This is a genomic window from Marinobacter sp. MIT930201, from assembly GCF_047122665.1.
Taxonomy (GTDB): Bacteria; Pseudomonadota; Gammaproteobacteria; order Pseudomonadales; family Oleiphilaceae; genus Marinobacter; species Marinobacter salarius.
This window is the reverse complement of sequence record NZ_CP138916.1, coordinates 903,411-926,876: the sequence shown is the minus strand read 5'-3', so window position 1 is coordinate 926,876 and position 23,466 is coordinate 903,411. Positions and strand designations below refer to the sequence as shown.

The following is a 23,466-nucleotide window of genomic DNA, read 5'->3' as shown; positions in this document are numbered from 1 at the left end:
CCGTCGTTTCTTCGTCATTTTTCATCGTTTTTTTTATTTGCCGCCGCGGGAAACAGAATTCGGAATGCTGTCCCTCCGCGCCCCGTGCGGCAACTAATGATGCCCTCCATGTCATCAATCAACTGTTTGACCACGCTCAGACCCAGGCCGCTATGGCCCTTGCCCTTGGTGGATTGAACCGGTGAAAACAAGTGTTTTCGGACCTCGTCGGGAATTCCATTACCGGTGTCCGCCACTTCCAGTTCCACCCAGGTTTTTCCGCTCTGCCAGACTGGTGCCTGTGTGTGAATAGCCACTTCGCCACCGTCAACAAGGCATTCTGCCGCATTACGGACCAGGTTGATAACCACCTGCCGGATGACAGCACCGGGCACGGTAACATCGGTGGGGTCCGCGCAAAGGTCAAGCTCCAGCGCCATGTCGTCGCCGCTGAACAGGCTGTCTTCCAGCAAGTCCCGCAGAATTCTCAGTTCGTCATTAAGATTGCAGACGCCGGTCGGGTTTGCTGCATCATGGCCCGGACCCCTGCTGATCTGCAACAGGAGATCCCCCGCGCGATCAAGTTCGTCACGTATGACGTCCAGCTCTTCCTGTACTTCGTCATCATCCAGCCGGTTCCGTAGCTGATAGATATATTGCCGGATGATGGTCAGCGGGTTGCTCACCTCATGGACCTGGCGACGAATGGCCTGTCGGGCCAGTTCCGACTCCATACTGTCCTGGGTACCACTATTGGCTAGCGTGGCAGTGACGGCGTCAGACAGTTTGGCGCTGAACAGGCGACCGATTTCTTCTGTCTGACCGGAACTGTCATGGTCGGTACCGACGACAAAGACGCCAGCACATTGATCTTCCCCCCGAACGGGAATAGCCACCAGAGAAGGGGTTTTCAAGAGAGAAAGCAGCTGGCGGTCCAGCACAGTCGTTGTGCGGTCACCAAGACACAGGGCGGTGCCGCTGCTGTAGGCCTCGGTCAACACGCTGGTGGCCGGCCCGCTGGCAACTGTAAGGTCAGGAGTATCGCCGTTGCTGGCGGATAGCAGTGTCAGCCCGTCTCCGGCCTGGCCAAAATACAGTGCCGGCAGGCCGGTGATCAGTGTCAGGCTGGTGACGGTTGCGGCCAGACTCTCCTGGGCACTGCCGCGAATCGGCGACAGTTCCAACGCCTGGCTGGCCATGGCCTGTTTCAGTATGGTCTGTTTGAGTTTGTGGTTGGAATGGTGGGCGTCGTAGTCTTCCGATAGCGGAATGCCCAGTGACTCGGCCACGCCGCTCACTTCCTGGTCGATCCTGCGGTTGATCTCTCGCGTGAGCTCTTCATTGAGCCCAAAAATGGTCCCCGCCGCCGCAATGCCCGCCGCGTCCGAGAGTGCCAGGCGCGTTGCCAGACTGATCAGTTTGACCAGGTGCCCAGCATCCTGTATTTCCGCTGGCATGGCCTGCTGATAGCGCATAGCGTCAACCGCCATGGGGCCCAGCCCCCATGAATTGACCAGTTCGGCAGCAATATCGGACTGGTGGTCAAAGTAGTATTGCTGGGTTTCTCCAGGCGGTGTTTTCAGTGCGATCAGCTCGCCTACGTTGTGCAACATACCCAGCATGAACGCCTGGTCGGGTTCGGGGTAGCGGGTCAGTGTTGCCAGAGCCCTGGCCGTCAGGGCGGTGGTCAGTGAATGGCGCCAGAAGTCCCGCAGCTGTTGCCACTGGTCTGCCCCGAGTTCGTAAAGAATCTGGCGCAATGCAGCAGTCAGAACCAGGGTGTGAAAACGTCGGGTTCCCAGCCGGAGCAGGGCCTGGTCAATGGAACGTATTTGCGAGGTGGGGCCGTACAGTGCCGAGTTGGCGAGGGCGAGAACGCGAGTGACCAGAGCGGTGTCGGCAGACACAATGTCACTTATTCGGCGATAGTTTTCATCCTGATGGCAGGCCTCAAGCGCCCGAAGGGTAACCTCCGGGAGACTCGGTAGCTGTATGTCAGGGGCAATCTGCATAGGCCTGCCTGTGTAACGCGCCAGATATTTCGTTAGTATCTGACGACTTGTTCATAAACATTAACCCGATGGAGCTTAGTCAATAACCTGCATTTATTAAACAGTTATTGGTCCTTTTTTAAGCAGAGTATTACCCGTGTTGTGATGTGTGTAAACTTTTTACAGGTTAAATGTCGCAAAACCGTCCATGATCGGGCATTCAACCCGTCTCTTTTTGTCTACAGTTAGAACTCCGTCCGGGTTACACTTTGACACAGTACTCAAATTTTACCCGGATCACGTGTCAGTCGATGGACAAGACAGCGCCTATTAAGCATTCATGACCGATTCCCGCACTTCCAGGCACATTCCGAAGCAACCCAGAACACTGGCCATAACCGGTGGCAAAGGTGGCGTCGGAAAAACATCGGTGGCACTGAACCTTTCCCTGACCCTTGCGCGAGAGGGTTACAGAGTATTGTTGCTGGATGGTGACACGGATCTGGCTAATGTCAGTATCATGCTGGGCCGGTATCCGGAGCGCACCCTGGCCAACGTAATGGCCGGTGAGTGCTCTCTCCGCGACGTGATTATGGAAGCGGAGTGGGGTTTGCACATCATTCCCGGCGCCTCGGGAGTTGAACAATGTGTGGATATGGCCGCTGAAGAAAGCCTGCGTGTTCTCAAGGCTTTGTCGAGGCTGGAGAAAAACTACGACTACGTGATCACAGACACGGCCTCCGGTTTGCAGAAGACCGGCATGCACATGATTGCGGCGGCGGAACTGGCCTGCGTCGTGGTCACGCCAGACCCTGCATCGCTGACCGATGCCTTCTCCCTGATAAAACTTCTGATTCGCCGTGGCTACCGAAGGACGCCGAGCGTGTTGGTGAACATGGCCCAGGGTGCAAGTCAGGCTCGATCCGTGTTTCAGCGCCTTGATGCTGCTGCAGTTCGGCACCTGGGGTTGCAGTTGCATTACCTGGGTGCGATCTGGCGTGACGAAACCTTGCGCCAGTCAGTGATGAATCAACGCCCTGTGGCACTGTTGCCGGCTTCTGATCCGTCCAGCCGTCAATTCCGAACATTGGCTGACATGCTGAACGTGCGGCTGCGCCAGCTGCCGCCGCGAAAGGCGGGGATTGCGGCGTATTGGCACCGGGTGTCGTCCGGTTCAGCGGATACGGCGCCTGCGTCCGGCGGTGGCCAGGCAAAAACGCCAAAAGACCCGGCCCAGGAATGCAAGCGGCTGACTGCAGAACTCGGCGAAATACTGGCTGACAGCAGTGACAAGCCGCTGCTGCGTTATGACGCGTTTCAGGGGCTTTTTGCACTGTTAGGGCGCAAAATGGATGCAGATGCCATCGAGATTATCCAGACCGGTTTAGCCTCTCTCAATTGGGACAAACTGGAAAAGGAACAACGAGAACATATGGCGACTCATCTTCGCCATCTCGCTGCAGAAGTTGACCCTGCGGCAGTTCCCCGTAAGGCGGAAGCAATAGTAAATAAGCCAGAGCGGGAGCCGTACTACGACCGTATCAGTTTTGGTGAACAAAGCCGGTTGATTCGGGCGCTTAAGGAGCAGCCGTCCAATATCTCCCTGGATCAGCTTCTACGCTCGCTGGCGGACACCGACAAGAACGGTTCCTGAGCACCTTTTATCCGGTTTCTCTCCATTCCTTTTTTTTGCATTTAGTCACCTTATTTTATGGTCATTTTATTGATGCAATTTGTAGCGTAACTTTGCTCTATGTCACCGCACTGTCATTCGGTCTGTGCAAAAATCAGCCTTATTCCCGGAATCGTGGCCCGCAAAATGCAGTAAAACCCACTGCATTTGATGGCTACACAGTGAATTTGAGAAGGAGTTCTCGTCATGGCAACACAGCAGCAACAGAATGGAGCGTCAGCGTCCGGTGTTCTTGAGCAACTACGTGGTAAACACGTGTTGATCACCGGCACCACCGGGTTTCTTGGTAAGGTGGTACTGGAAAAACTGATTCGCACGGTGCCGGATATTGGCGGGATCCATCTGCTTATCCGCGGTAACAAAAGGCATCCGGCAGCGCGGGAACGATTCCTCAATGAGATCGCGAGTTCTTCCGTGTTCGAACGCCTTAGGCACGATGACAACGAGGCGTTCGAAAGCTTTCTTGAGGAACGCGTTCATTGCATCACCGGCGAAGTGACTGAACCCCGTTTTGGGCTTACGCAGGAGCGGTTCCGTGCTCTTGCCGGGCAGGTCGATGCGTTTATCAATTCCGCAGCCAGCGTAAATTTCCGGGAGGAGCTCGATAAGGCGCTGAAGATCAATACCCTTTGCCTCAAGAACGTTGCCGCTCTGGCGGAGCTCAACAGCACTATGGCGGTCATCCAGGTATCCACCTGCTACGTCAACGGAAAAAATTCCGGTCAGATCACGGAGTCCGTTATCAAGCCGGCGGGAGAGTCTATCCCCCGCAGCACCGACGGATACTATGAAACGGAAGAGCTTGTACACCTTCTGCAGGACAAGATCTCCGACGTGAAGGCCCGATACTCCGGCAAAGTGCTTGAGAAAAAGCTCGTGGACCTGGGTATTCGCGAGGCCAACAACTACGGCTGGAGCGACACCTACACGTTTACCAAATGGCTGGGTGAGCAACTCCTGATGAAAGCCCTTTCCGGGCGCTCACTCACAATTGTTCGCCCTTCCATCATTGAAAGTGCACTGGAAGAACCCTCGCCGGGATGGATTGAAGGTGTGAAGGTGGCGGATGCGATCATACTTGCCTACGCCCGTGAGAAGGTCTCCCTGTTTCCCGGCAAACGCAGCGGTATTATCGACGTGATTCCGGTGGACCTAGTGGCCAACAGCATTATCCTGTCCCTGGCTGAAGCCATTTCCGAGCCTGGGCATCGCCGCATCTATCAATGCTGCAGTGGCGGTTCAAACCCAATTTCGCTGGGCACGTTCATTGACTACCTGATGGCCGAAGCCAAGTCCAACTATGCAGCGTATGACCAGTTGTTCTATCGACGGCCCACGAAACCGTTTGTGGCGGTCAACCGCAAGCTGTTTGATGTTGTGGTTGGCGGGATGCGCGTGCCGTTGTCCATCGCTGGCAAGGCACTGAGGCTGGCTGGCCAGAACCGTGAGCTAAAGGTTCTCAAAAACCTCGATACCACGCGTTCACTCGCCACCATCTTTGGTTTCTACACGGCACCGGATTACATCTTCCGTAACGATTCGCTGATGGCCCTGGCTTCCCGCATGGGTGAACTGGATCGTGTCCTGTTCCCGGTGGATGCACGCCAGATCGACTGGCAGCTGTACCTGTGCAAGATCCACCTCGGAGGTCTTAACCGTTACGCTCTCAAGGAGAGGAAGCTGTACAGCCTGCGGGCTGCCCAGACCCGCAAGAAAGCCGCCTGACACCCGGTCAGTCGGCTGTCCTTTCTACCCGTCCCCCCCGGTTCCCGGGGGGGCGGAACCTCACTTGTTGTTTCCGCTGGCGGGTCTATCCTTTAGGGCAGGCTCCAGAACATAGGGTCACCCCTCGTGAGACCGTCATTCTAGCTAAAAGTGCTGGCGGATTGGGACGTTAGTCTAATTCATTGTTCACTGGCACGCGTGTTGAACTATGGGTATCCGTCTTCAGGGCTTTTTTGCCCGTCACGCTCTTTATTAAATAACCGATAATGACAACAGACTCTGACTAATAAGGGGGAGCACAATGACTGATAAACAGGTTTATCCGGTAAGTCCGGACGTGGCCAAACGGGCCCTGCTAAACCGGGATCAGTACGAGAAGATGTACCAACAGTCGGTGAATGACCCGGAGACCTTCTGGGCTGAACACGGCAAGCGACTGGACTGGATCAAGCCCTTCTCGAAGGTGAAAAATACCACCTACGACTACGACAACCTATCCATCAAATGGTTTGAAGACGGCCAACTGAACGCCGCCGCTAACTGCCTGGACCGTCACCTGGAAAAGCGCGGTGATCAGACAGCCATCATTTTCGAGGGCGACGACCCGGCCGATTCCCGCAACGTGACCTACCGCGAACTGTACGAAGAAACCTGTAAGTTCGCGAACGTTCTGAAAGATCAGGGCGTCAAGAAGGGCGATGTTGTCACTATCTACATGCCCATGATTGTTGAAACGGGTGTTGCCATGCTGGCCTGTGCCCGCATCGGCGCTATCCATTCTGTTGTCTTCGGCGGGTTTTCTCCGGAAGCACTGGGTGCCCGGATTGCGAATGGTAAATCCCGATTCGTGGTAACGGCTGATGAAGGTGTCCGCGGCGGCCGCAAGATTCCTCTCAAGAAAAACGTCGACGCTGCGTTGAGTAAGGAAGCCGGCGCAGAGGTGGACAAGGTTATCGTGGTCAAGCGTACCGGCGGTGATGTGCCCTGGAAAGGCGGTCGTGACGAGAGTTACGAGGAGCTGATGAAGGGCGCGTCCACGGATTGCCCTGCAGAACCCATGAACGCCGAAGATCCGCTGTTCATGCTGTACACCTCCGGCTCCACTGGCGCCCCGAAAGGCGTATTGCATACCACCGGTGGCTACATGGTCTTTACCTCCATGACCCACGAATACGTCTTCGATTACCACGATGGCGACGTCTACTGGTGTACGGCGGACTTTGGCTGGGTCACCGGTCACAGCTACATTCTGTACGGCCCGCTTGCCAATGGTGCTGTCACCGTCCTGTTTGAAGGTGTACCCAACTACCCGGATACCTCCCGTATGGGTCAGGTGGTGGACAAGCACAAGGTCAATATCCTGTACACCGCACCTACCGCCATCCGTGCCTTGATGGCCGAAGGTGAGTCCTGCATGAACGGCACCACCCGCGACAGTTTGCGCCTGCTGGGTTCGGTGGGTGAGCCGATCAACCCGGAAGCCTGGGAGTGGTACCATCGCGTAATCGGTAACAGCAAGTGCCCGATTGTGGACACCTGGTGGCAGACGGAAACTGGCGGCATCCTGATTTCGCCGCTGCCGGGCGCCATCGATCTGAAACCGGGTTCCGCGACTGTGCCGTTCTTCGGCGTCAAGCCGGCACTGGTGGATAATGACGGCAATATCCTGGAAGGCAAGACTGAGGGCAACCTGGTGATCCTGGACAGCTGGCCTGGCCAGATGCGCACCATCTACGGTGATCATGAGCGCTTCAAGCAAACCTACTTCAGTACCTACAAGGGAATGTACTTTACTGGCGACGGTGCCCGTCGTGATGAAGACGGCTACTACTGGATCACCGGCCGGGTGGACGATGTTCTGAACGTGTCCGGCCACCGCCTGGGGACCGCTGAGGTTGAGAGCGCCCTGGTAGCCCACAACAAGGTTGCCGAAGCAGCTGTGGTTGGTTACCCCCACGAAATCAAGGGGCAGGGCATTTATGTCTATGTAACCCTGGTTCATGGCGAGGAACCCAGCGACGAGTTGAAGAAGGAACTGGTCCAGTGGGTGCGCAAGGAAATCGGGCCGATTGCGTCTCCGGACGTAATTCAGTGGGCGCCTGGACTGCCCAAGACTCGTTCTGGCAAGATTATGCGTCGTATTTTGCGTAAAATCGCATCCAATGAGCACGATCAGCTGGGCGACACCTCCACTCTGGCGGACCCGGGCGTGGTGGATGACCTGATAAGCGGTCGTGCGAACAAGTAAGGCCTGCTTGCTATCAGGCTGTGACCCTGTGAGGAATCTGTTGAATGACACAAACTATTATCGTCGCCGATGATCACCCGCTGTTTCGGGCAGCTCTGAAACAGGCGGTCAGTCAGGCGGTACCTGATGCCAAGACAGTGGAAGTGGACAGCATCAAGGCGCTGCAGGCGGCGGTAGAGTCGCATCCGGATGCGGATCTGGTGTTGCTGGATCTGAACATGCCGGGCGCCCACGGCTTTTCGGGGCTCGTGTTCATGCGCGGAGTACCCCGGCCTGCCAGTGGTGGTGGTGTCAGGATCGGAAGAAATGCAGGTGATGCGCCGTTCGATCGACTATGGGGCGTCGGGCTTTATTCCGAAGTCGGCGCCTCTGCCAACCATCACCGAGGCGATTCAGGCAGTCCTGGAAGGAGACGTCTGGTTGCCGGAGGGTGTGGCGGACAAGATCGAGCGGATGCATTCGGACATGACGGACTTCTCCGAAAAACTGGCGTCACTGACGCCGCAGCAGTTCCGGGTGCTGGGTATGCTGGCTGAGGGGCTTTTGAACAAACAGATCGCTTATGATCTGGACGTCTCAGAGGCTACCATCAAGGCCCATATCACGGCGGTGTTCCGGAAGCTGGGGGTTCGCAACCGGACCCAGGCGGTAATTGCGATCCAGCAAATGGAGATAGATCCTTCGGATACGTCGTTGTCTGGTAGCTGATTGGCCCAGAGGTTCTATTGAATTGAAAAAGCGGAAATCCCTGCGAATGGGATTTCCGCTTTTTTTTGTTTGAGCGGGCGTGCTCACTTTTTACTGGCATACCCCAATTTCTTATCCACCAGATTGAACAGCTCCTCACCCTGATGCCAGCGGTCCAGGTTCTCCAGGAACTGGTCGGTCAGCGCCCGTTTCCAGCCGATAAAATCGCCAGACATGTGGGCGGTCATGATGACATTTTCCATATCCCAGAGCGGATGATCCGCCGGTAGGGGTTCTTCCTCGAACACGTCTAGCGCCGCGCCAGCGATGTCGCCGTTATTCAGGGCGGCAATCAGGTCGTCGGTTTTCACCACGGGCCCGCGACCAATGTTGATCAGGCGGGCGGACTTGCGCATGGCCTTGAAGGCTTTTTCGTTGAATAGGCCTTCGGTCTGGGGGGTCAGTGGGGCGGCGATGACTACGAAATCCGCCAGGCCCAGTTGCTCGGTGAGGTCGTCATTGCCGTGAACCGCGACAAAATCCGGATCGTCTTGGCGGGGTTTGCGGGCAATACCGTGGGGTTTCAGGCCGGCGGCCTTGCATAGCCGGGCAATCTGCCCGCCGATGGAACCGGCGCCAACGATCAGTACCTGTTTGCCTTCAGCTCTTTCGGTGTCCCGGTGCTGCCATTTGTGCTCTGCCTGCAGGCGCAGGGAGCGGGGAAAATCCTTGGCGAACATCAGAATCGTGCACAGCACGTACTCGGCAATGGTGCGGTCGAAGATGCCCCGGGCGTTGGTCACGGTGACATCGCCTTCAATAAGGTCCGGGAACATCAAGGCATCCACGCCGGCACTGGTGGCGTGGATCCACTGCAGTTTGTCCGCTGACGGCCAGGCGGCGGCCAGGGCCTCGGTACGAAAGTCCGTCACCATCATTACGTCGGTGCCCGGCAAGGTGTCCCGCAGAGTGGGCTCGTCAGAGGCAAAGCGAACCTCTGCTCGTGCCCGCAGGGCATCCATGCCAGGAGGCTCGTTTTCACCGGGTGCTGTCAGAACGGTTACAACCGGTTTGCTGTGTTGGGTCATCTGTCCTCCGCCAATGCAGTTTGTCCGCGTCCGGCCGCGGGAATCGACAGTCCGGATGTCGAGTCTACAGTCTGGTATCTGAGCCTGAACTGGTCAACCTGACCCCATATAAGATAAAGGTCGTAGCCCTTGTTATAGCGGGTACTACGGCGTTTCGTTCCGGTAATCCAATCTTTCTGTTTTATGTCTTGTACGGCCCCTGTTTACTGACTAACCTGCAGGAGTAGCTACTATTTTGCCCCGCGTCCAGGAGGTGTTTATGGCAGAAGCCGCCAATCGAGAAACCGGCCAGACCAAACCGCGTAAAGTGAAATACCGGAAGAACAAGGCCAGTTGGAACCCGGCGATGCAGGCGGTTCCGGTGCCGGGCATTCGTCGCATGGTGAATATGGCGGCCACCATGAAGGATGTCATTCATCTTTCCATCGGTCAGCCGGATTTGCCAACCCCCAAGCATGTCATTGACGCTTATATTGACGCGCTCAATGCCGGGCAGACGGGGTACACCATGGACGCGGGCCTGCCCGAGTTATTGGTTGCCCTGCGGGATTACTACGGCGCACGCTACGATCGCAAGCTGACCCGGGACAACATCCTGATCACCAGCGGGGCGACCGAGGCGATGTACCTGGCGATTTCGGCGACGTCTGCGCCAGGCCGGCAGTTCATCGTGACTGACCCGTCGTTCCTGCTTTACGCACCGCTGATTCGCATGAACGGTGGTGAGGTCAAGTTTGTGCCCACCCGGGCGGATAACGACCACCAGTTGGATCCGGACGAAGTAATCCGGGCCATGGGACCGCGCACGTTTGCGCTGATCCTGAACAACCCCAATAACCCCACCGGGGCCGTATACCCCCGCACTACCGTCGAGACCATTCTGGAAGAGTGCGCCTACCGGGGAATCCAGGTATACGCCGACGAGGTCTATGATCACCTCATCTTTGACGATGACGACTTCGCCAGTGTATTGAACTGCTCAATGGACCTGGACAACATCATGTGCATCAGCAGCTTCTCGAAGACCTACAGTATGGCCGGGTTGCGGGTAGGTTGGGTGATTGCAAGCCAGGCGGCGATCAAGTCGCTGCGGCGTTTCCACATGTTCACCACCTCTGTCGCCAACACGCCGTCCCAGTTCGCGGGCGTCGCGGCACTCACCGGAGACCAGCAATGCGTCAAGAACATGGTGGACATCTACCGTGAACGCCGCGACAAGGTGGTGGAATTGGTCGACCAGACACCGTATCTGACAGGGTACAAACCCGGTGGCGCCTTCTTTGCGTTCCCGGATTTGCCGCCCCACGTGGACGGCTCCGATCTGGCGCTGCGAATGCTCAAGGAAACGGGTGTTTGCCTGGTGCCGGGAGATGCCTTCGGGGAAGGGTGCACGAACGCCGTTCGGATCAGTTTCTCGACCACGTGCGAGAAACTGGATGAAGCCTTCGACCGGATCATCCCCTGGATGGCCAAGCAGCAGTTCTGACCGTCATGTCGGCTCTGGACTCAGTGCTTGTGCAATGCCCCTACTGTTGGGAGACGCTGGATCTCAGCGTCGACCCTTCGGTGGAAGATCAGGAGTACGTGGAGGACTGCCAGGTGTGCTGTCAGCCCATCCTGGTCCACGTGGTCCTCGACGAGAACCTGACCCCCTCCGTGACCGTCCGGGCCGAGAACGAATAACCGCCCGCCAACCTTCGGCGGTGTCTATTCATTCCTGAACGATGATTAACCTGCCCGGCTTGCCCGGGCAGCCACCTTGGCTCAGGATAGGAGGAACTGCAAAGGAGAGTCTTTCGATGGTCAACGCATCAACCCGCCTGTTTTCGGCCGTTATTCTGTTATCCATGTTTGTTCTAGGCGGCTGTGCCAGCCTGTCACCCTATTCCATTTCCGAAGCGACGTTGGAGCGCCACTTTCAGGATACCGTCAGTGACTTTGATCGCCGGCAGCTGCAGAGCGGGTCGCCACTTAGCCTGAGCCTGAGCAATGCGGACATTACCCTTGGCCCGGATGGCCGTGACGTGGCGGTCATTGACCTGAGAGGACAGGTCGCCCTGAATGCGCTGATGGCAAAGCTGCCAGTCGATATTGCCCTGAAAGTGGAAGGAGCGCCTGTTTACGACAGTAAGGAGAAAGCGATCTACATTCGGCGGCTGCAACTGTTGGAAAGCAGTATCGATTCGTCGTTTTTCAAAGGGGATCTCAAACCGGTTACGGATAACGTCATGAGGGTGGTTGCCCAGATGCTGGAAACCATGCCGGTGTATCGGCTGGATGAAGCGGACTTCACCCAGCGAATGTTCGGCATGGTGCCCATGGACGTGAGGGTTGCGCCCGGGCGGCTTGAGTTCGTTATGGCCGAGTAAGTGACTCCAGGCGCTCGCGCACGGCGGCGCCGATTTCCTGTGTACCCCTGGATTTGCCGGCGTTCTCCGCCAGATCAGCGGCTACTGCGTCAAACAATTCCCGCCCGGCCGCGGCCACAGCCGGGTCCTTCCGCCCCAGCCACTCCAGCATGCGTGCCGTGGTGAACAGCATGGCTGTGGGGTCGGCCAGGCCCTGGCCGGCAATATCCGGTGCGCTGCCATGGGTTGGCTCGAACATCGAGGGCATGCCGTTTTCGTCGGGATTCAGGTTGCAGGAGGGCGCCACGCCCATGCCGCCGGACAATACGGCTGCCAGGTCGGTCAGGATGTCACCCTGCAGGTTGCTGGCCACCACCACATCGAACGCCCAGGGCGCCTGGACGAACTTCATGCAGGCCGCATCCACCAGTTCGTGGTGCGTTGCTACGTCGGGGTACTGTTTCGCCATTTCTTCGAAGGCTTCGGTGTACATGTCGCCCCAATAGCGCAGGGCATTGCGTTTGGTCACGATGCACACCTGGCTTTCGCAGGTTTTACCTTCCAGAGTACGGAAGTGTCGGGTGCGGCCTTCTTCGGCGCGTGCGGCGGCTCGCAGGCGGGCCTGCTCGAAGCCATAGCGGATAATCCGGTCGGTTGCCCGGCGGGTGAATACTTCCATCTGGGTAGCCACTTCATCCGGTGCGCCCTTACGGAGCCGCCCGCCCTGGCTAACGTACTCGCCCTCGCTGTTTTCTCGAATCACCAGCATGTCGATGTCTTTGGCGCGCTCATCCGCCAGATACTGACGGGCACCGGGAAGCAGTCTGGCGGGCCGTTCGCAAACCCACTGATCAAATCCCTTGCGCATGTCCAGCAGGGGGGCCAGGGAGATGCTGTCTGGCAGCAGGTAACGGTCAGGGTCGTCGACCGGGCCGGGGTCGCCCAGGGCACCCAACAGAATCGCATCATAGGATTTTAATTGGTCCAGAGCATCAGCCGGCATGGATTCGCCATTCTCTTCGTGCCAGGCATGGGATGGCCAGGGAAAGCGTGTCCACTCCATCGGCAAATCGTGTCGTTTGCGCAGGGTCTCCAGGCAGTGTACCGCCTCGGCAACCACTTCAGGACCGATGCCATCACCGGGGGTCACCGCAATTCGGGTTTTCTGGGCCATTCCGGATACTCCTTCCTGTTGCTGTGATCGTAGAGTCAGTCGTGTGATTCAGTGTAGTCATGTGCCATGGGGATTCCACACCATTTAATCCCTCGTTTGTTTTACCAGTTATGGATTGCTGGTTATAGTGCTGTGGTTGACTAATTTTACTGAGGATTTGCCTTGTTCTATCGCCTGATTACCGTCGTTGGCGGACTGTTGTTTGTCATCATCCTGTTCGCGCTGATCTGGTTCTTCTGCAAACAGTTCCTGCTTCGCCATGGCGTCAAGGAACAGGTATCTGATCGCGCCACAGTGCTGGCCACCTGGACATTTGCGGGCGTCAGTGTGGGGCTCGTGTTTGCGGTGTTGGGTGCCTTTATTCTTGGCCCCTGGGCGTTCTACCGCACCTTGCGAGGGCACGACACTGAGGTGTCTGATGGGGCCGCGATCTGGTGGGGCTTCGGCATTGTTGTAGCGTCACTGGGTATTACCGCCGCCGGATTTCTTGGTTTCCTGAAACTGGTGGGGGCCTACTGAAGGTGGCGCTCACACGATGCTGGCCAACTGCTCCCGGAACCAGATGAGCGCTGGCTCCCTTTCATAGGCCTTGTGCCAGTATAGATGCACATCGATACCGGGTAGGTCCACCGGAGTGGTCAGAATATCGATGTCAGCCCGTTCCGCGATGATCCGCGCGTAGTTTTCCGGCATGGTCAGCAACAGGTCGGTTCCCTCAGCTACCCGGCAGGCGGCGTAGTAGTGCTGGCATCGCAGACGAATGTTTCGCTGCACTCCGAACCGCGACAGTTCAAAGTCCTCAATGCCGGGGCCCTCCGACCGGGACGAAACCAGTACATGCTTGGCTTCGAGATACTTGTCCAAGGTCAGGCCGCCGCCGGTGAGCGGGTGGCCCTTTCTCGCCAGCACCACCAACCTGTCGTGTCGCAATAGTTCATGGCCCGTCTGATTGCTGACCGGCAACAGCACGTCCACCGCAAAATCCAGTTTGCCCGCTGCCAGCTGGGTTTCCATGTCCCGCCGGGGTACCCGCTGGCTGATGATCTCCAGTTCGGGGTAGCTTTCCAGTCGGCCCATCAGTTTGGGCAGGAACGTCGACTCGAGGATGTCCCGCAAGGCCAGCGAATAGGTTTTGCGCTGATTGGCCGGGTCGAAGGCGTGGAACTGGTTCACCGCACTCTGTATCTGGGTCAGCCCCGGGCGCATGGACTCCAGGAAACGACGGGCCAGGGGAGTGGGCACCATCTGGTTGCCCTGACGGCTGAACAAGGGGTCATCAAAATGCTCCCGCAGACGTGACAGGGAATGGCTGACCGCCGGCTGGGTGAGGTGGAGGGCCCGGGCGGCGCGGGTCAGACTGCCCTCCCGGTAGATGGTGTCGAATACATGCAGCAGGTTCAGGTCCAGTCGATTCAGTGCCATAAGCATCTCCCCTTCGCGAATAAGCCAGCCTTATGATAAATGATAAGAATTATTCAGTCGCGTAATAGTGGATAGAAAACTAGACTGGCTCGATATCGGTCAAACCAAGAGGACATGGCAATGGATTTCAGTATTTCCGAGAAGGGCCAGGACTATCTCAAGCGCGTCAAAACTTTCATGGAGGAAGAAATCTTCCCGATTGAAGAGCAGTACCATAAGGAACTGATGGCGCAGGAAAACCGCTGGGTGGTGTTGCCCATCATCAAGGAACTGAAAGCAAAGGCCAAAGCACAGGGCCTGTGGAACATGTTCTTCCCGGATGAGAAATACGGGTGTGGGCTTCTCAACTCCGACTATGCCCTGATTGCCGAAGAAACTGGCCGCAGCTTCATTGCCCCGGAAATCTTCAACTGCAACGCGCCGGACACCGGCAACATGGAAGTGCTGATCCACTACGGCTCCGAAGAGCAGAAAGCCGAGTGGCTGCCCCGTCTGCAAAGCGGTGAAGTACGCTCCGCTTTCTGCATGACAGAGCCAGCTGTGGCATCTTCAGACGCCACCAACATGGAAGCCACGGCCACCGTGGATGGCGACGAGGTTGTTCTCAACGGTCGCAAATGGTGGAGCACTGGCGTTGGCCACCCGGATTGCAAGGTTGCCATATTCATGGGCCTGACCGATCCCGATGCCCACAAGCACCGCCGTCATTCCATGGTGTTGGTGCCGCTGGATACCCCTGGGGTCAAAATTGAGCGAATGCTGCCGGTGTTCGGCGCCTACGATGAGCCATACGGTCACGGTGTTGTGTCCTTCGACAACGTGCGCTTGCCCAAGACTGCATTTATTGCGGGCCCCGGCCGTGGCTTCGAGATTGCCCAGGGCCGTCTTGGGCCGGGGCGTGTTCACCACTGTATGCGTGCCATCGGTGCGGCGGAGCGTACTCTGGAACTGATGATCAAAAGGGCGACCAGTCGTGAGGCGTTTGGTCGGCCAATCGCTAAACTGGGCGGTAATCCGGATGTGATTGCCAATGCCCGTATGGCGATTGAGCAGGCGCGTTTGCTGACGCTGAAATGCGCCTGGGCATTGGATACCAAAGGTATCTCTGGAGCCTTGCAGGAAGTGTCCATGATTAAGGCGGTTATTCCGAAGATGCTTCAGCAGATTGTGGACGATACGATTCAAATTCACGGTGGTGCGGGTGTTAGCGACGATGATTTCCCGCTGACTCAGCTGTTCGCCTATGCTCGGGTTTTGCGCCTGGCTGATGGCCCTGATGAGGTTCACCGTGCGATGGTTGCTCGTCTGGAGTTGGCTAAATACCGGAACTGAAGCTTGGGTGCCTGGGGACGGAGGGAGGCTGTTTCAGAAACACGCTCCTTCGGCACATCCATGTGGCGCTTGGACTCCGCCATCCATGGCTCCGTACAGTTTCTGAAACAGCCCCCCTCCGTCCCCTGCTAACTCAGGGAGTCGGCATGTGGGGCCATCGCGGGCTCTTGCACCGAAACTAAAAACGATAGAAAACAGCGGAAGACAACGATGACACAGCGAGTATTTATTACCGGCGGGGCCAGCGGCCTGGGCCGGGCTATTGCATTGCGGTATGCCAAAGAAGGCGCCAAGGTCTGTATTGGCGATATTAATCCCGAGCAGGGCATTGCCGTAGAGCAGGAGATCAACAACGCGGGTGGCGAAGGTTACTTTGTTGAGTGCGATGTGCGCCGGCTGACCGACCTTGAGAAGATCTGCGAGGACCTCACCGGCAAATGGGGCGGGGTAGACGTGGTGGTGAACAACGCTGGTGTCGCTTCCGCGGGCTCGATTGAAGACACCACCATGGCCGATTGGGAATGGATCATGGACATCAACGTGTTGGGTGTCGTTCGTGGCTGCAAGGCCTTTACCCCGCAGTTCAAGAAGCAGGGCTCCGGAGCCTTTGTGAACATCGCTTCCATGGCCGGGCTTATGCTTGCGCCGCTGATGGACAGCTACAATGTGTCCAAGGCCGGTGTGATTGCGCTCTCGGAAACCCTCAGCCAGGAGCTGCGAGACTCCGGTATACACGTTAGCTGCGTATGCCCGGCGTTTTTCCAGACCAATCTGACCAGCAGCATGCGATCGGATATTCCGGGCATTCAGCAGAACGTCAACAAACTGATGAAACGCTCCACCATCACTGCTGAAAACGTGGCCGATGACATCGTTCGTTCGGTAGAGAAAGGCGATTTCTGGGTGCTGCCACACGCCAAAGAGCGTCGCATGTGGGTACTCAAACGCCACGCGCCCAAGGCGTTTGACTGGTTGATGTACCAGGAAAGCAAGCGCTGGATGAAGAAAATGGGCGGCAAGGCCTAAGTCATTATTTAACACAGAATCAGGAAGTAAGGGAGAGCCGTATGACCCAGATCGACCAGGCTGTTGATATCCGCGAAGGTGAAGAGCTGGATATTGCGGCCGTTGACCGCTTCATGAAGCAGGCCATCCCGGACCTGGAAGGCGCGCCTGCGATCAAACAGTATCCCGGTGGCGCATCCAATCTGACGTACCAGGTGGACTATGGCGATCGTTCTTACGTGTTGCGCCGCCCGCCGTTTGGCCATATTGCCAAGTCTGCCCACGACATGTTGCGGGAAGCCAAGGTGATGCGGGCTCTCAAGCCCGAATTCCCGTATGTTCCGAACATTGTCGCCATCTGCGACGACCACGACATTCTGGGCTGCGATTTTTACATCATGGAGCGCCTGAAAGGCATCATCCTGCGCCAGGATTTCCCCAAGGACTTTGAGCTCAGTGAGGCGGATACCCGCAAGCTGTGCCTGAATGTGATCGACAAACTGGTGGACCTGCACAATGTCGATGCCAAGGCCACCGGCCTTGATAAGTTGGGTAAGGGCGCCGGTTATGTGCAGCGCCAGATTGGCGGCTGGAGTGACCGTTTCCGCAAGGCGAAGACGGATGACGTGGGTGACTTTGAAGCAGTGATGGGCTGGCTGAACGACAAGATGCCGGACGACGTTGCCCAGGTGGTCATTCACAACGACTACCGCTTCGACAATGTGGTGCTCAATCAGGACAACCCGTTCGAGGTGATTGGTGTTCTTGATTGGGAAATGGCGACCATCGGCGACCCGCTGATGGATCTGGGCAACAGCCTGGCCTACTGGATTGAGGCCGATGACGAGGGCCCGTTCCAGATGTTGCGTCGACAGCCGACCCACCAGCCGGGCATGCTGACCCGCAAGGAGGTGGTCGCTTACTACGCGGAGAAATCCAGCCGCAAGATCGACAACTTCGATTTCTACGAGATCTATGGCCTGTTCCGGCTGGCGGTGATTGTCCAGCAGATCTATTACCGTTTTTACCACGGCCAGACCAAAGACAAGCGATTCGCCGCCTTTGGCCATGCCGCGAACTACCTGGAAAAACGCTGTCAGCGACTTATCGAGGCGAGTGACCTGTAATGGCAACGATCTATCTGATTCGCCACGGGCAGGCCAGTTTCGGCAAGGAAAACTATGACCAGCTTTCTCCTCGTGGCTGGGAGCAGGGGCGTGTCCTCGGCCGGTGGCTTGCGGGCAAGGTGACGCCCAACGCGGTCTTCGGCGGCAACATGGAGCGCCATCGGGAAACGGTAGAGGCGATCGCCAGTGGTTACGGTGATGCACTGCCAGACATGCAGGCGGTGGATGGCTTCAACGAGTTTGATCATACCCAGGTGGTGGAGCGTTTGCGCCCCGAGTGGCAAGACCGCGAGCGCATGGCGCGTGATCTGGCAGCCTTCCCCAAGCCGGCAAGGGCGTTCCAGCAGGTGTTCGAGGAAGCCATGCAGCGCTGGGTCAGTGGCGGACACGATCACGAATACACCGAAAGTTGGCAAGCGTTCCGTCAGCGGGTGATTACGTCGCTGGAGCAACTGATTGAGTATGCCGATGGTGGCGAGACCCTGGTATCCACATCCGGCGGTCCGATTGCCGTGATCGCCCAGCATCTTCTGGAACTGAGTGATCGCAAGGCCCTGGATATGAATTCCGTGATTGCCAATACCAGTGTTACCCGGGTTCTGCATTCCGGGGCCCGGCGCAGCCTGGCGGTGTTCAACAATTACAGTCACCTGGAAGCCGAAGATCCCTCCCTGGTGACCTTCCGATAACGAACTGAGGTGAAGAATGAGTAAGCAAGACCTGTTTGATCTGAGTGGGAAAGTGGCCCTGATCACCGGCGCCAGCCGTGGCATCGGCGAGAGCATCGCCCGCACCCTGGCAAACTACGGCGCCCATGTGATTGTCAGCAGCCGCAAGATTGACGGTTGCGAGGCGGTTGCCAGTAGCATCCGCGAAGCTGGGGGCAGCGCCGAAGCCTATGCCTGCCACATTGGCGAAATGGATCAGATTGAAGACATCTGGCAGCACATCGAATCGAAACACGGCAAGCTGGATGTTCTGGTGAACAACGCCGCAGCCAACCCCTATTTCGGCCCCATCGAAGACACGGATCTGGGCGCCTACCACAAGACGGTGGACGTGAACATTCGCGGCTATTTCTTCATGTGTGCCCGCGGCGCACAGATCATGAAGAAGAATGGCGGTGGGTCCATTATCAACGTGGCCTCGGTCAATGGCGTCAACCCTGGCCATTTCCAGGGTATCTATTCCGTCACCAAAGCAGCGGTGATATCCATGACAAAGTCCTTCGCCATGGAACTGGGGCAGCAGAAGGTTCGGGTAAACGCCCTGCTGCCGGGGCTGACCGACACCAAGTTCGCCAGTGCGCTGACCAGCAACGAAGCCATCAAGAAGCAGGCGATGGCCCACATCCCCATGAAGCGGGTGGCAGACCCGGACGAAATGGCCGGCACGGTCCTTTACCTGGCGTCGGGTGCTTCCAGCTATACCACAGGCACCTGCATTAACGTGGACGGCGGTTACCTGACGATCTGAGCCGGGCGTCCTGACGTTAGCCGTTAAGGCTTCCGGTACCCTCGCTGGTGCAGGCGAGGGTATCGAAATCGCCCTGCATGGTTGCCGCCTGTTCCAGCAAGTGGTCAAGGTGGCGCTGGTCGGCCTGCTGCAGTAAATCGGTCATCAGGCCGGCCATGGCTGCCCGGCTTTCCGACATCATCCGCTGGTATCGTTCCCCCCGAACTTCCTCGTAGTTGCTCATTAGATAATGGACTCGATCTGAAAAATCGTCGCTGTCTCGCGTTGCCAGGGCATCGATTAACGCCTGTTGCCAATTCCGACGCCCCTCCAGCCAGATTTCAGTCTGCTTGCCCCGGCCTTCCGACCAGGCGTTGACCGTGTCACGCTGTCGCTCGTTGAGGGACCCCAGCCAGCGTTCAACCCGTTCCATCGTGCGCTCGGCCCGGGCTTCCCGGGTTTGTTCCGGGTTGTCCGCCAGGAACTCGTCTTCCAGCTCTTTTTGGCTCTCTTCCATATTGCTGGCCAACTGTTGAACCTGTTCATCGCTGAGGCTTGATAACAGGCGTGTGGCTGCCGGCCTTGCGCGCTCCATGAGTGGGGGAAAAAAGGAAAGCAGCTGTTCCTGGTGGTGGGTAACGGTGGATTGACTCAGGTTGCCAGAGCGAACATCGCTTTTTAACTGGGCAAGCCACTCGGAATAGCGTGGCAATTCAGTGGCGCAATGCCATTGGCGGAGGCCACGGATGTCCTGCTCAAGCCGGGATTCCTGTTCGGCGGTCATGGGTATGTAGTCGTCCACCCACCAGACGATGCCCCAGTCCGCATAGCGATACGCCATCTTGGTGGAGCTGCAGCCGGCCAGGAGTGCCAGGCCCAGCAGCGCAATGGAAACAATCCGAATCATGACCGGTCCTCGGGAAAAGCGGGTAACCTGATCCAAAAGTGATGAACGACGTATAACACCTTAGAATCAGGTTGAAGCGTTGATTCTTTGCATCTTTTGAAAAAACTTGCCCCGGTTGAACCGGGGCTTTTTTATGGGTAAGTGGCAACGGGGTGATCAATTCTCCCGCGCTTTGATATTGCCCTCTTCGTCGGAGATGACAATCTCTACCCGGCGATTTTGCTGTCTTCCGCCAGAGGTGTCATTGCTGGCAACGGGGAACTGCTCACCGAACCCTTTTGTCTCAACGCGGCTTCTGCTGATGCCCATATCGACAAGGGTATCGCGAACGGCTTCTGCACGACGCTCGGACAGGCCCTGATTGTAGGAGGCCTCACCGGTGCTATCGGTGTAGCCTTCCACCCGCACACGCCGGTTTTCATACTCGGCCATGAACTCGGCCAATCGCCTGACAGTGGCTTCACCGGAAGACTTCAGTTCGGCCTTGTTGAGATCGAACAGCACATCTCCGAGGGTCAACACCATTCCCCGGTCGGTTTGCTCTGCCTGCATGGCTTCCATTTGCAGGCGAAGCTCTTTGGCTTCCCGCCTGGCCTGTGCCGCTTCGTCAGCGCGCATCTGCAGTTCCAGCTCCTTGCGACGCGCTTCCGCGGAATCAATCTGCTCCTGCAGCTCTGCGCGCTCTCCCTGCTCACCGGCTATTTGTGCATGCCGGTTGGCAAGATAAGCCGCGTGTTCAATCTCGGTAACGTCCGCACCGTCCGCGAGCAGAGTTTCAGCACGGGACAATTGCTCCCTTGCGTTCCTCAACTGGCGATCACCACTGCGGGCTACGTTCGGGTCGTTGCGGATTTCCTCATAGGCGGCCCGTGCTTCATCGACCTTTGCGTTATCCTGGGGCGTGCTGGCGCAGCCTGCCACGAGGACAGAAACGCTTACTGCCATACCCAAAGTCATGTTGCGCTTATTCATAACCATCTCCCGTTTCCGATGAGGCCTTTACTGGCGTTCGTCGATTCGCTTGCGAAGAGACTCAATATTGCGATTGACCTCATCAACCGCTTGTCTTGCTTTCGCGGTTTCCGAGCGAGCGCCGGCCAGTTGCGCATCCACGGCTGCCTTTTCGAGTAAGCGGCTTGCCTCAAGGTATTGTTCGCGATTGATCAATTCCTCGGCATCCGCAACCCGGTTCTGAGCCTGATTCAAGAGTACGGGTTCAAAATCCCTGGCATCGGACGACACCGCCTGCTGAATGGCGGACTCGGCGGACCGGAGTTCACCATCCGGCCGCTCAACCGAACTGGCGCAGCCTCCGGCAATGACAGCGATGCTGATTACACCTGCAGCACCTAACATCGAAGTATGCTTGCTCATGCACAATCTCCTTCCAGTGAGGAACGGGGCGATATAGCCCCGTCCAGACTCTTGTTGGTACTTGTCTTTGGCGACACCCCTGAAGGCTCCGCCAATTTAAGCACCTAGTGCTACTGCTACGCATAAGATTAGCAGTGGGATCTGATTACGGCATGAAGGTATGGAAATAAACTTGGTAGGGAGAGGCGTCGCTACAACGGATCTGTTGCCGAATGCGCCACAAAAGGTTGCGGGCGTGGGGGGTGGGCTTTGGGCCGGTAAATGACAGAACGGTAACCACCGAAACCCGGCAGCTACCGCTTATTGGTGTGGTTCAGCGTATTTTTGTGCCGCTGGATTGGGCCCTGGAGAGGGTGGTTCCAGTGGGCGGACGGTAGTGAAGGGAGTAGATAATCCGGTCCAGCACGGCCTGACCATTCCAGGCAGGGTCGTTGTTGACCATGCCGACAATGGCCCAGGTGGTGTCGGTGTCGTCGCGGGTGAAGCCTGCGATGGAGCGCACGTTCTCAAGGTAACCTGTCTTGATGCGCCCTTTGCCGTCCAGGCCGGAATTCCGCAGCCGTCTGGCCATGGTGCCATCCATCGCAATCAACGGCATGGAGGCCATCAGGTCCGAAGCGAAAGGGCTGTTCCAGGCGTGCTGCAAAATCTGCGCACCCTGGCGCGCTGTAATACGGCCGTCGCGTGTCAGACCCGCACCGTTTTCGATCACCAGGCCAGCGGTATTGACGCCTTTTTCCTGTAGCCACTCGTTAACGACGCGAATACCGGCCACACGATCGTCTTCTTCATCTTCCAGGCGATTCTCGGCACCGATGGTAAGAAGCAACTGGCGAGCCATCACGTTGCTGCTCCACTTGTTGATGTCCCTAACCATCGTTACCAGATCCGGAGACGTGGTCCTCAGCAACAGGCGGGCGTCATCCGGCGTTTTGGCCAGCAGGCTCTTACCGTTGATGTCGATACCCATGTCTGACAGCAGTGAACGTATCATGGATGCGGTGTACTGTTCGTGAGGCAGAAGCGACAGATAGGCCGTGGTGCGGCAGCCCTGCGGTAATTCGCCTGACACCCGAACGGTGACCCGGTGATCCTCGTGAAAAAACGGCTCCCAGGTAAAATGACGGCGAGCGGGGCAGGGGGCTTCCGCAGTAGCGATCACTCGATTGTCGATCACCACGTCGTTCAGTGAAGGCGCGCTCCAGGCCTGTGTTCCGCGTTCATCTGCGCGAACCTGAAAGTGAACGAGGTTGAGATTGCTCAGGTATGGCGACGGCTTTACCAGAAACGGAGCGTGGGGGTTGTCACCGTTGTCGTCGAAAACGGGTTGCTCGTCTGCGATGCGGAACACATCACCGTCCAGCACCAGGTTGCCGTTGATGGCACTGATACCCATCCCGCGAAGCTCGTTCAGGGTGCTCCAGAGCCGTTCAATGGTCAGCTTGGGATCACCCCCCATGTCAACGTAGAAATTGCCATTGAGGGTATCGCCCACAAGCTCGCCATCGGTGTAGAAGCTGGTGTCCCAATGATGGGTTGGCCCCAGGATTTCCAGCGCCGCATAGGTGGTGACCAGCTTCATGATAGAGCCGGGGCTCATCAAGGCATCTGCATTGATGTACTGCTCGATGCCCGGCCCGTTCATGGGGATGGCCGCGAGGCTCAGCGCCTGTTCGTCGTTCAGGGATTCGGTGGCGTAATCCCGCACCTGATTGCTCCAGGTCTTATTGGTGCCACCGGCCTCGGCTGACTCCGAAGCAAAGGCACCGGCAGACCCGACTGCCAGGACTGCAGCCATGGTGGAAACCACCATGCCACGGGCCACCCGACCATGCTGGCGGATAGTTCCATAACGGGACGTGTTCGGGTGGCGTCGTGCCTTCAGCAACATGGTGTGGCGCTCATTGATTC

20 protein-coding genes and 1 pseudogene are annotated in these 23,466 nt (G+C 57.4%); 13 read left to right on the top strand and 8 right to left on the bottom strand.

Features of this window, described 5'->3' with window-relative positions; all coding sequences use genetic code 11:
- Positions 1 to 14: 14 nt before the first annotated feature.
- Positions 15 to 1,991 carry an HDOD domain-containing protein gene (locus SIC19_RS04440; protein WP_075195966.1) on the bottom strand — a complete coding sequence of 659 codons (1,977 nt, stop codon included), beginning with the start codon at positions 1,989 to 1,991 and terminating at the stop codon, positions 15 to 17.
- Positions 1,992 to 2,310: 319 nt separating this feature from the next.
- On the opposite strand from SIC19_RS04440, the gene SIC19_RS04435 reads away from it, so the two are divergent.
- From SIC19_RS04435 to SIC19_RS04420, 4 genes and pseudogenes are all read left to right on the top strand, one after another.
- Positions 2,311 to 3,624, top strand: a complete 1,314-nt coding sequence (locus SIC19_RS04435) for a MinD/ParA family protein (RefSeq protein WP_075195965.1) — start codon at positions 2,311 to 2,313, stop codon at positions 3,622 to 3,624.
- Positions 3,625 to 3,849: 225 nt separating this feature from the next.
- Positions 3,850 to 5,388: a fatty acyl-CoA reductase gene (locus SIC19_RS04430; RefSeq protein ID WP_075195964.1), complete on the top strand. Its 1,539-nt coding sequence runs from the start codon at positions 3,850 to 3,852 to the stop codon at positions 5,386 to 5,388.
- A 301-nt stretch (positions 5,389 to 5,689) separates the two neighbouring features.
- On the top strand, positions 5,690 to 7,636 hold the full coding sequence (acs, locus tag SIC19_RS04425; RefSeq protein ID WP_075195963.1) for an acetate--CoA ligase: 1,947 nt from the start codon (positions 5,690 to 5,692) through the stop codon (positions 7,634 to 7,636).
- 44 nt (positions 7,637 to 7,680) lie between these two features.
- A pseudogene (locus SIC19_RS04420) lies at positions 7,681 to 8,344 on the top strand (LuxR C-terminal-related transcriptional regulator).
- Positions 8,345 to 8,427: 83 nt separating this feature from the next.
- On the opposite strand, the gene SIC19_RS04415 reads toward SIC19_RS04420, so the two are convergent.
- Positions 8,428 to 9,411 (bottom strand): D-2-hydroxyacid dehydrogenase, encoded by a 984-nt coding sequence (locus SIC19_RS04415; RefSeq protein WP_075195962.1) that lies wholly within the window; start codon positions 9,409 to 9,411, stop codon positions 8,428 to 8,430.
- 259 nt (positions 9,412 to 9,670) lie between these two features.
- Between SIC19_RS04415 and SIC19_RS04410 the strand changes: the two genes are divergently transcribed.
- The 3 genes from SIC19_RS04410 to SIC19_RS04400 all read left to right on the top strand — a co-directional run bounded on the left by SIC19_RS04410 (position 9,671) and on the right by SIC19_RS04400 (position 11,780).
- A complete protein-coding gene (locus SIC19_RS04410) occupies positions 9,671 to 10,897 on the top strand; it encodes a pyridoxal phosphate-dependent aminotransferase (protein WP_036204271.1) in 1,227 nt (408 codons plus the stop codon).
- 5 nt (positions 10,898 to 10,902) lie between these two features.
- The gene (locus tag SIC19_RS04405) at positions 10,903 to 11,094 is read left to right on the top strand and encodes a CPXCG motif-containing cysteine-rich protein (RefSeq protein WP_007152033.1); all 192 of its coding nucleotides are present in this window, start codon (positions 10,903 to 10,905) and stop codon (positions 11,092 to 11,094) included.
- 116 nt (positions 11,095 to 11,210) lie between these two features.
- The gene (locus SIC19_RS04400; RefSeq protein ID WP_036204273.1) at positions 11,211 to 11,780 is read left to right on the top strand and encodes a DUF1439 domain-containing protein; all 570 of its coding nucleotides are present in this window, start codon (positions 11,211 to 11,213) and stop codon (positions 11,778 to 11,780) included.
- On the opposite strand, the gene SIC19_RS04395 is transcribed toward SIC19_RS04400, so the two are convergent.
- Complete coding sequence (locus tag SIC19_RS04395; protein ID WP_075195961.1) at positions 11,767 to 12,933, bottom strand: isocitrate/isopropylmalate dehydrogenase family protein; 1,167 nt, start codon at positions 12,931 to 12,933, stop codon at positions 11,767 to 11,769. The two genes, SIC19_RS04400 and SIC19_RS04395, sit on opposite strands and share 14 nt — an antisense overlap.
- A 162-nt stretch (positions 12,934 to 13,095) precedes the next feature.
- On the opposite strand from SIC19_RS04395, the gene SIC19_RS04390 reads away from it, so the two are divergent.
- Complete coding sequence (locus tag SIC19_RS04390; RefSeq protein WP_036204277.1) at positions 13,096 to 13,452, top strand: hypothetical protein; 357 nt, start codon at positions 13,096 to 13,098, stop codon at positions 13,450 to 13,452.
- A gap of 9 nt (positions 13,453 to 13,461) precedes the next feature.
- Here SIC19_RS04390 and SIC19_RS04385 read toward each other — a convergent pair whose 3' ends face one another.
- Positions 13,462 to 14,355, bottom strand: a complete 894-nt coding sequence (locus SIC19_RS04385) for a LysR family transcriptional regulator (protein WP_075195960.1) — start codon at positions 14,353 to 14,355, stop codon at positions 13,462 to 13,464.
- A 120-nt stretch (positions 14,356 to 14,475) separates the two neighbouring features.
- Between SIC19_RS04385 and SIC19_RS04380 the strand changes: the two genes are divergently transcribed.
- From SIC19_RS04380 to SIC19_RS04360, 5 genes are all read left to right on the top strand, one after another.
- Positions 14,476 to 15,687, top strand: a complete 1,212-nt coding sequence (locus SIC19_RS04380; protein WP_075195959.1) for an acyl-CoA dehydrogenase family protein — start codon at positions 14,476 to 14,478, stop codon at positions 15,685 to 15,687.
- Between the two features lie 210 nt (positions 15,688 to 15,897).
- Positions 15,898 to 16,713 carry an SDR family oxidoreductase gene (locus tag SIC19_RS04375; RefSeq protein WP_036204283.1) on the top strand — a complete coding sequence of 272 codons (816 nt, stop codon included), beginning with the start codon at positions 15,898 to 15,900 and terminating at the stop codon, positions 16,711 to 16,713.
- Between the two features lie 41 nt (positions 16,714 to 16,754).
- Positions 16,755 to 17,819: a phosphotransferase family protein gene (locus SIC19_RS04370; protein ID WP_075195958.1), complete on the top strand. Its 1,065-nt coding sequence runs from the start codon at positions 16,755 to 16,757 to the stop codon at positions 17,817 to 17,819.
- On the top strand, positions 17,819 to 18,508 hold the full coding sequence (locus SIC19_RS04365) for a histidine phosphatase family protein (RefSeq protein ID WP_036204287.1): 690 nt from the start codon (positions 17,819 to 17,821) through the stop codon (positions 18,506 to 18,508). The genes SIC19_RS04370 and SIC19_RS04365 overlap by 1 nt, the downstream gene beginning before the upstream one ends.
- A gap of 16 nt (positions 18,509 to 18,524) precedes the next feature.
- Positions 18,525 to 19,295 carry an SDR family oxidoreductase gene (locus SIC19_RS04360; RefSeq protein WP_036204289.1) on the top strand — a complete coding sequence of 257 codons (771 nt, stop codon included), beginning with the start codon at positions 18,525 to 18,527 and terminating at the stop codon, positions 19,293 to 19,295.
- 16 nt (positions 19,296 to 19,311) lie between these two features.
- Here SIC19_RS04360 and SIC19_RS04355 read toward each other — a convergent pair whose 3' ends face one another.
- The 4 genes from SIC19_RS04355 to dacB all read right to left on the bottom strand — a co-directional run bounded on the left by SIC19_RS04355 (position 19,312) and on the right by dacB (position 23,446).
- On the bottom strand, positions 19,312 to 20,181 hold the full coding sequence (locus SIC19_RS04355) for a DUF6279 family lipoprotein (protein WP_075195957.1): 870 nt from the start codon (positions 20,179 to 20,181) through the stop codon (positions 19,312 to 19,314).
- A gap of 156 nt (positions 20,182 to 20,337) precedes the next feature.
- Positions 20,338 to 21,153: an OmpA family protein gene (locus SIC19_RS04350; protein WP_041336782.1), complete on the bottom strand. Its 816-nt coding sequence runs from the start codon at positions 21,151 to 21,153 to the stop codon at positions 20,338 to 20,340.
- A 27-nt stretch (positions 21,154 to 21,180) separates the two neighbouring features.
- Complete coding sequence (locus SIC19_RS04345; protein WP_036204295.1) at positions 21,181 to 21,555, bottom strand: DUF4398 domain-containing protein; 375 nt, start codon at positions 21,553 to 21,555, stop codon at positions 21,181 to 21,183.
- Between the two features lie 313 nt (positions 21,556 to 21,868).
- Positions 21,869 to 23,446 carry a D-alanyl-D-alanine carboxypeptidase/D-alanyl-D-alanine-endopeptidase gene (dacB, locus tag SIC19_RS04340; protein WP_075195956.1) on the bottom strand — a complete coding sequence of 526 codons (1,578 nt, stop codon included), beginning with the start codon at positions 23,444 to 23,446 and terminating at the stop codon, positions 21,869 to 21,871.
- Positions 23,447 to 23,466 lie beyond the last annotated feature (20 nt).

Coding starts and splice junctions, on each gene's coding strand:
- SIC19_RS04415 (WP_075195962.1), bottom strand. CDS start 9,411: ATGACCCAACACAGCAAACCGGTTGTAACCGTTCTGACAGCACCCGGT.
- SIC19_RS04440 (WP_075195966.1), bottom strand. CDS start 1,991: ATGCAGATTGCCCCTGACATACAGCTACCGAGTCTCCCGGAGGTTACC.
- SIC19_RS04430 (WP_075195964.1), top strand. CDS start 3,850: ATGGCAACACAGCAGCAACAGAATGGAGCGTCAGCGTCCGGTGTTCTT.
- SIC19_RS04365 (WP_036204287.1), top strand. CDS start 17,819: ATGGCAACGATCTATCTGATTCGCCACGGGCAGGCCAGTTTCGGCAAG.
- SIC19_RS04435 (WP_075195965.1), top strand. CDS start 2,311: ATGACCGATTCCCGCACTTCCAGGCACATTCCGAAGCAACCCAGAACA.
- SIC19_RS04395 (WP_075195961.1), bottom strand. CDS start 12,933: ATGGCCCAGAAAACCCGAATTGCGGTGACCCCCGGTGATGGCATCGGT.
- SIC19_RS04370 (WP_075195958.1), top strand. CDS start 16,755: ATGACCCAGATCGACCAGGCTGTTGATATCCGCGAAGGTGAAGAGCTG.
- dacB (WP_075195956.1), bottom strand. CDS start 23,446: ATGTTGCTGAAGGCACGACGCCACCCGAACACGTCCCGTTATGGAACT.
- SIC19_RS04360 (WP_036204289.1), top strand. CDS start 18,525: ATGAGTAAGCAAGACCTGTTTGATCTGAGTGGGAAAGTGGCCCTGATC.
- SIC19_RS04400 (WP_036204273.1), top strand. CDS start 11,211: ATGGTCAACGCATCAACCCGCCTGTTTTCGGCCGTTATTCTGTTATCC.
- SIC19_RS04350 (WP_041336782.1), bottom strand. CDS start 21,153: ATGAATAAGCGCAACATGACTTTGGGTATGGCAGTAAGCGTTTCTGTC.
- SIC19_RS04345 (WP_036204295.1), bottom strand. CDS start 21,555: ATGAGCAAGCATACTTCGATGTTAGGTGCTGCAGGTGTAATCAGCATC.
- SIC19_RS04355 (WP_075195957.1), bottom strand. CDS start 20,181: ATGATTCGGATTGTTTCCATTGCGCTGCTGGGCCTGGCACTCCTGGCC.
- SIC19_RS04410 (WP_036204271.1), top strand. CDS start 9,671: ATGGCAGAAGCCGCCAATCGAGAAACCGGCCAGACCAAACCGCGTAAA.
- SIC19_RS04405 (WP_007152033.1), top strand. CDS start 10,903: ATGTCGGCTCTGGACTCAGTGCTTGTGCAATGCCCCTACTGTTGGGAG.
- SIC19_RS04385 (WP_075195960.1), bottom strand. CDS start 14,355: ATGGCACTGAATCGACTGGACCTGAACCTGCTGCATGTATTCGACACC.
- SIC19_RS04380 (WP_075195959.1), top strand. CDS start 14,476: ATGGATTTCAGTATTTCCGAGAAGGGCCAGGACTATCTCAAGCGCGTC.
- acs (WP_075195963.1), top strand. CDS start 5,690: ATGACTGATAAACAGGTTTATCCGGTAAGTCCGGACGTGGCCAAACGG.
- SIC19_RS04375 (WP_036204283.1), top strand. CDS start 15,898: ATGACACAGCGAGTATTTATTACCGGCGGGGCCAGCGGCCTGGGCCGG.